Raw genomic sequence first — 7,056 nt, forward strand, 5'->3', positions numbered from 1 at the left:
AATATGGACAGAATTCATTACATGCAGGAAAGAAATAAGCTCGTCACGATTTTATTATGGATCTGCTTTGCCCTCGGGCTTGGCAGTAACTTTGCTGCAAACGTTAGCACACAGGGAATAGTTACTTTTGCAATTGTAGGTTTTACACTTGTAGCCATTATTACTACATTAACCGTAACAAGACGGTTCACACTACATATTCACTACATTGTGGCAGTAGGAATCGCGATCCTTATTTTCTTCATGGTCTCTAGTTCTCCGAAGTTATCAAGCTACTTAATGATTTATTTTGCCCTAGCGGTTGTCATGATTTATAACCAAGTCGGTTCCATGACCATTACAGGTATCATTGGCCTTGCTCTAAGTAATTACTTCTTTTTCAAGTTTAATGAGCAAATGTTTTATGGGGCCGATGTGTCGATTTTAATCTCGTTAAATGTCATCAATATTGTGACGTTACTAATGTTTCTTACACAGGCACGACTCACTTCAAAACTTACTAAGAAGATGGAAGCAGATGGAATCGAGCTCAAGCTAGGAAAAGATCAGGTTGATGAATTACTAGAGAAAGTAAAAGAGTCGGTAGGAGTACTACAAAACTTCAGTCATTCTTTTAAAAGAAATATTGAGAAAACGGATCACATTTCTGTCGAGCTTACCACCGCTTTTTCTGAAATATCAAAAGGAATCGAGACTCAAGCGAGCTCGGTAACAGGGATGAATGAGACGATGCAAATGTCAGGAGACATGATTCGTTCGGTTGTAACATCCGCGCAGACCCTTCATCAAATTTCTCTTGAAACAGAACACACGTCCAATGTTGGCACAGAAAAGATTCACACGCTCGAAACGGAGATGAAGGAAGTCTATGACTCGGTGGAAAATACGAATCAGTTGATGAAGGAGTTAAATGACCAAACCCAGCAAATCGGGGCCATACTTTTAAAAATTAGGGAAGTAACCGACCAAACGAATTTACTCGCTTTAAACGCAGCAATCGAAGCCGCGCGTGCGGGTGAGGCTGGTAAGGGCTTTGCGGTTGTCGCGGGGGAGGTTCGTAAGCTCGCAGAAACCTCACAAGCTTCCACACATGAGATCGAAGCGATTCTAGATGGGATTCAACGAAAGACCGAACAAGTAACCGGCCAAGTACAAGGTGGTCAGCTAGCCGTTGAAAAAGGATTGGAAATGACCAAGCAAACGAGCCAAACATTCCAATCCATGCTCGCATCCTCAAAACAAGGACTCCAGCAAGCGGTGGAGGTAGAAAAAAGCCTCATCAGCTTTTCTAAAAACTCTGAAGCAGTTATAGACGAAATCTCCTCGTTATCGAGTGTGTCTGAACAGTCGAGTGCGGCAGTAGAGGAAGTATTTGCAAGCGTCGAGGAGCAATCGAACCAAATTACCCAAGTAGCCGAGTCATTTAAGGAGTTAGAAAAATTAACACAACAGCTCGCCACACTCGTTGTCCGGAATTAAATCATAACTCGTCCTTTTCGCACATATAGTGGTTATACAAAGACATCTCACACCTTTGTGGGATGTTTTTTGTATAGCTAGTAAAATGTAGGGGCTATTTCTCCTGTAGGGAGCCAACGTTAGCAAAGCAACACTAGCTCACGGAAGGGAAAATAGACCCGAATACATACAACAAAGCTAATCCAGAGGAGGACTAACTATGAATCGAAAATGGGTCGCCTTGCTAATGACGGGGTCATTGCTAACAGGTGCTGGAGGAACATATGGGTATTTGCATTATGCAGGTGAATTAGGCGCGGCAGAGTCAAAGGTGGAGTTACATACCGAGAGCAACGAAGAGGGAGCCCCACAGGCGATTAATCTAGAAGAATTGGACAAAGTTGAAAAAGCATACGAGTTAATTTTAAATAGTTATGTAGAAAATGTGGATCAAGAAAAGCTTATTGAGGGTGCGATTCAAGGGATGCTAACGACACTCGAAGATCCGTACTCCGTTTACATGGATAAGGAAACGGCCAAGCAGTTTAGAAGCACACTTGAATCTTCGTTTGAAGGAATTGGAGCAGAGGTAGGCCTTGTTGACGGCAAGATTGTCATCGTGTCACCATTTAAAGATTCGCCAGCGGAAAAAGCAGGCTTGCGTCCCAATGACCAAATCCTATCGGTGGATGGAGAAAGCTTGGACGGTGTTGACTTATATGAAGCGACACTCAAAATTCGCGGGGAAAAAGGAACAAAGGTAAAGTTGGAAATTGCTCGTAGTGGCTTAACGAAGCCCCTTGTTGTCGACGTGAAGCGTGATGAGATTCCGCAAATCACGGTGTATAGTGATGTAAAAAACCAGAACGGGAAGGATATCGGTTATCTGGAGATCACCTCCTTCTCAGAGGAAACAGCTAAAGAGTTTAAAAAGGAATTAAAAGCACTTGAGGATAAAGGAATTGACGGATTATTGATTGATGTGCGCGGAAATCCAGGTGGTCTTTTATCAAGCGTTGAGGAAATTTTAAAGGAATTTGTGTCAAAGGAAAAGCCGTTCGTACAGATTGAGAAAAGAAACGGCGAAAAGATGCGCTATTTCTCGAACCTAACCAAGGATAAAGAGTATCCTGTTGCCGTATTGATTGATAAAGGGAGCGCTTCTGCCTCGGAAATTCTTGCCGGTGCCTTAAAGGAAGCGGAGGACTTTCAACTCATTGGTGAGACAACGTTTGGAAAAGGAACGGTTCAGCAGGCGGTTCCAATGGGGGATGGTAGCAATATAAAGCTGACCCTGTTTAAATGGTTAACACCTGATGGAAATTGGATTCACAAAAAGGGAATTGAACCCGATGTAAAGGTGGTTCAATCGGAGCTCTATCACACGCATCCGCTTCAAATCACCGAGGCGTTAGAAAAGGATATGAACAACGAGCAAATCAAAAATGCCCAGCAAATGCTTAAAGCACTCGGGCTCGACCCGGGTAGAGAAGACGGTTATTTCAACGACCGTACCGAAACCTCCGTCATGGCCTTCCAGCGTCAACATGACTTAGACATGACAGGGAAAATCGACAGCAAAACAGCAAGTGCTCTCGAGAGTGCAGTGATTGAGGAAATGAAGAAGGATAGCAATGATATGCAGTTGCAAACTGGCCTTCGGTTGTTGGCGAAATAGTATGGTGGATGGTCCCCTTGCCTGGTTGGTGAGGGGATTAATTTGTGTAGCTATTGTATATATGGACTATTTGACTCAAATCTAGCAAAACCCCCACCCAAAATATCTCCTTAAACCCCACCCACTATTATCCAAAATATTTCTAATATCGATTTCTCCTTTCATTTGGTAAAATAAAGAGTAATAGGAAAGTTCGGAAATAGATTGATAAGGTTGGTGGCTAGTTTGATTCAAGAGTGGCTATTAGAAATGGCTTGGGGATTCGCAAAAATATTCATACATCCAGTGTTTTACTTCACATTCCTACTCGCAGCATTTTTAGGAGTTTCTCGAGTAAAGAGGGAGCGTAGTCATTTTCACGTTCGTGCCGAAAATGCTTACTATGAGCTTCGTCAGTTACTTCCGCTTGGACTGCTACTCGGATTAGGAATGTCAATCATTATGATTGCCGCGGGAGTTGTGATTCCATTTGCGGCTATTCTTTTTATCGCCGTGCTTACGATGTTCTTAAGCATCCGTGTGCGGTTATTATCATCGGTATACACAGTAGGGCTCGCCTTCTTCGCCCTCTTTTTCACAGCGGGTAAGGAATGGAGTATCCCGTTTTTCCCAGAGCTCTTCAATAGTTTAGAAGACAAGCTGTACCCTTCCATCACGGTCCTTCTGGCTCTACTAGTGATTTCGGAAGGTATTCTTATTTTGAAAAATGGAAAGAAGGGGACCTCGCCAAAGCTCATGACTAGCAGACGCGGCCAACGAGTGGGCGTTCATGAACTCAAGCGGGTTTGGATGTTGCCGCTACTCCTGTTGATCCCTGGAGATGCCCTCCAGCAGTTGCCATTTCAATGGTGGCCAGTGTTTGATGTTAATGGAGAAGGCTATGGACTCCTACTTGTTCCGTTTGCACTCGGCCATTATCAGCATATCCAAGGAGCGTTGCCAGCCCAGGCAGTCTCACATGTAGGAAAGCAAATCATGGCCCATGGTTTCGTCCTTACGGCACTAGCAATCGCTTCGTATTGGATGCCGATTTTATCAGTAGCGGTTGTTGCAATAGGGATTCTTGGACGTGAGGTCATCTACTTTAACCAAAAAACAAAGGAAGAAAGTGGCCCGTTCTATTTTTCCAAGCGAAATCAAGGTGTCATGATTTTAGGAGTGCTACCTTATTCTCCTGCACAAAAAATGCAGCTTTCAGTAGGGGAGATTATTTCGAAGGTGAACGGAACAATGGTTCATAACGAAGCAGAGGTGTATGAGGCACTTCAGCGAAATCGTGCGCACTGTAAGCTTGAGGTGTTAGATGTTAATGGACAAGTTCGCTTTGTCCAGCGAGCGCTTTACGAAGGGGATCATCACGAGTTAGGGATCTTGTTTGTTCAGGATGAGAAGAAGTGGGGAACGGAAGCCGTTTAATAGAGGAAAGAGAATCGATTAGGTCGGTTCTCTTTTTACAAGGAGTAGGCTTGGGTATTTTTCCTAAGCTTATTTTATATTCGTTCAACTTGAATCATAATCTTGGTCACATATTGGTCCTTGGTATTTTTTACAACTGAATCATAAATATATTCCTCAAATACATACTCACCTAAGGTTAATTCTAAACGTTCCATCTCCGAAAAAATCCGCTCGTAGGTTTTGTTAATCGTTGTTTCTTCCCCTATATGGTAGCCAATGAGAAAATCACCCTTTACAGCTTGGAAATACGGATATCCTTGCTTTGGGTTTGGTTGCTCAATATATAAATAGCTATAATTAGAGTAATCTCCCTTTTGTACATTCTCCCGTTTCGTGATCGTACCGATCGGATAACCTGAATCAAGTTGTGACTGGCTTAATTCATTAATAAAATCTGAAACAACCCCTACAAATTCTTCATCCGTTACATTTTCAATGTTTCTACTCAAATAAAGTGTTGCTTCTGGGAACTGTACGAAGGTTATTTGTTGAAAGTCAAGATGCAACGCTTCTTCCATTAGTGCGATATTAGCCTCTATCATTTTTTCCTTCATTTCAATATCTTGGCGCTTTTTCACAATCTCTTCTCTTTTTTGGTACATCAGAGATAAAAAACCTTCAGGTGATTTGTTTTGCATATAGATCTGAATATCGTTTAGTGACATGCCAAGATCTTTTAATAAATCAATAACAAAGAATAACTCGATTTGGCGAATTGAATAATAACGGTACCCCTTTTCATTTTTCAATACCGGAGATAACAGTCCAATTTGATCGTAGTAAAAGAGTGTCTGTTTGTTTACTTTGCATAGCTTCGCAAACTCACCTGTAGTTAAGTATTTCCCATCTTTTTTATTCATTTATATACATCACCGCCCTTGACTATATAGTAACTATATACATTACGATAATAGGTGTAAATAGAGGGAAGGTAACTTAGTTTTCAGTACCTGTTAAGGAGAATGTAGAGATGAAGTCTCATCAAATCACATTAGGATTATTATTATTGAATTTATTTATTGCTTTTTTGGGTATTGGTCTAGTCATTCCTGTTTTACCTACTCTAATGAATGAATTAGGCATTACTGGAACAACTGTTGGTTATTTAACAGCAGCATTTGCGATTGCTCAATTGATTGTTTCCCCTATTGCAGGGAAAGCAGCGGATAGACTGGGTAGGAAAATTATGATTGTTATTGGCTTATTTATTTTCGGTATTTCAGAATTTTTATTTGGAATCGGAAAAGAAATCCATATGTTATTTATTTCTCGTATTTTAGGTGGTGTTAGTGCTGCATTTATTATGCCAGCTGTTACAGCCTTTATTGTTGATATAACAAACTTAGAGACACGCCCCAAAGCACTTGGGTATATGTCAGCTGCTATTAGTACAGGATTTATTATTGGTCCAGGTATAGGTGGTTTTTTAGCGGAGATTGGAACACGAATCCCATTCTTCTTTGCAGGAGGACTTGGGACCCTTGCTGCTATCCTTTCAATTTTGTTATTATCTGAGCCAGAACGTCCAGTAGAGAGTAACGAACAAGGATCAGAAGCAAAAATGAACTTCAAGCGAACTCTTGAACCAAAGTATTCCTTTGCGTTTATTTTAATTTTTATAGCCTCATTTGGTTTAGCAGCTTTTGAATCGTTCTTTAGTCTATTTGTGGATCATAAATTTCAATTTCGACCATCGGATATAGCCGTTGTTATTACAGGTGGTGCTATTATTGGTGCAGTATCACAAGTGGTTCTATTTGATAAGCTCACTCGAATTTGGGGTGAAATCAAACTGATTAGATATAGTTTAATTTTATCAGCCTTACTAGTTTTTCTTATGACCGTTGTTCACTCATATTTCTCCATTTTACTTGTTACCTTTCTCGTTTTTGTAGGATTCGATTTATTCCGGCCAGCTGTAACTTCCTACCTTTCGAATATCGCCGGGAATGAACAAGGGTTTATTGGCGGAATGAATTCTATGTTTACGAGTTTAGCGAACATTAGTGGACCGATTCTTGGTGGGATATTATTTGATATAGATATTAACTATCCTTATTATTTTGCGACAGTGATCCTCGCTTTGGGAATCGTCCTAACAATACTATGGAACAAGTCCACTAAGAATGATTCAACGAAAGAAGTAAAGGCTCGAATAGCTAATCTTTAATAAAAGTCGATTGCGGTGATCCTAAGAAGGATACCGCTTTTTTTGTGGGGTTTCTTCTATAATATTAAAAAAGATCTGCATCCATTTAATGAAGGTATGGGGGAAAGTTATTATCTTATTGGGAATTAAATATAAACCTCTTGTGTTTTTTTATGGAATTAGGTAAGATACTCTTTGTCTTCAAAAACTTGAAGAATGTTTAAAAAATAATTGAAAAACAGAAGTTGACTTCTGCGAACTAAGATGATATAGTAATACATGTAGCCAACAACGACTTGAAAAACTAACATTT

At 40.5% G+C, this 7,056-nt stretch carries 5 protein-coding genes; 4 read left to right on the top strand and 1 reads right to left on the bottom strand.

What is annotated here, in order from left to right:
- The first annotated feature begins 3 nt into the window (after positions 1-3).
- From BKO01S_RS22380 to BKO01S_RS22390, 3 genes are all read left to right on the top strand, one after another.
- Positions 4-1,479, top strand: coding sequence for a methyl-accepting chemotaxis protein (locus BKO01S_RS22380; RefSeq protein ID WP_066059846.1), 1,476 nt, complete (start codon positions 4-6; stop codon positions 1,477-1,479).
- A gap of 199 nt (positions 1,480-1,678) precedes the next feature.
- Positions 1,679-3,136, top strand: coding sequence for a S41 family peptidase (locus tag BKO01S_RS22385; RefSeq protein ID WP_066059848.1), 1,458 nt, complete (start codon positions 1,679-1,681; stop codon positions 3,134-3,136).
- A 216-nt stretch (positions 3,137-3,352) separates the two neighbouring features.
- Positions 3,353-4,552, top strand: a complete 1,200-nt coding sequence (locus BKO01S_RS22390) for a PDZ domain-containing protein (RefSeq protein WP_369691014.1) — start codon at positions 3,353-3,355, stop codon at positions 4,550-4,552.
- 74 nt (positions 4,553-4,626) lie between these two features.
- Here the strand turns inward: BKO01S_RS22390 and BKO01S_RS22395 are convergent, their stop codons facing one another.
- Positions 4,627-5,454 carry a MerR family transcriptional regulator gene (locus tag BKO01S_RS22395; protein ID WP_066059851.1) on the bottom strand — a complete coding sequence of 276 codons (828 nt, stop codon included), beginning with the start codon at positions 5,452-5,454 and terminating at the stop codon, positions 4,627-4,629.
- A gap of 110 nt (positions 5,455-5,564) precedes the next feature.
- Between BKO01S_RS22395 and norA the strand changes: the two genes are divergently transcribed.
- Positions 5,565-6,764 (top strand): multidrug efflux MFS transporter NorA, encoded by a 1,200-nt coding sequence (norA, locus tag BKO01S_RS22400; RefSeq protein WP_066059853.1) that lies wholly within the window; start codon positions 5,565-5,567, stop codon positions 6,762-6,764.
- Positions 6,765-7,056 lie beyond the last annotated feature (292 nt).

Source organism: Robertmurraya korlensis NBRC 107688, from assembly GCF_001591645.1.
GTDB lineage: Bacteria > Bacillota > Bacilli > Bacillales > Cytobacillaceae > Robertmurraya_A.

Excerpts from the sequence above, each read along its gene's own strand:
- BKO01S_RS22380 (WP_066059846.1), top strand. The coding sequence starts at position 4 with ATGGACAGAATTCATTACATGCAGGAAAGAAATAAGCTCGTCACGATT.
- BKO01S_RS22385 (WP_066059848.1), top strand. The coding sequence starts at position 1,679 with ATGAATCGAAAATGGGTCGCCTTGCTAATGACGGGGTCATTGCTAACA.
- BKO01S_RS22395 (WP_066059851.1), bottom strand. The coding sequence starts at position 5,454 with ATGAATAAAAAAGATGGGAAATACTTAACTACAGGTGAGTTTGCGAAG.
- norA (WP_066059853.1), top strand. The coding sequence starts at position 5,565 with ATGAAGTCTCATCAAATCACATTAGGATTATTATTATTGAATTTATTT.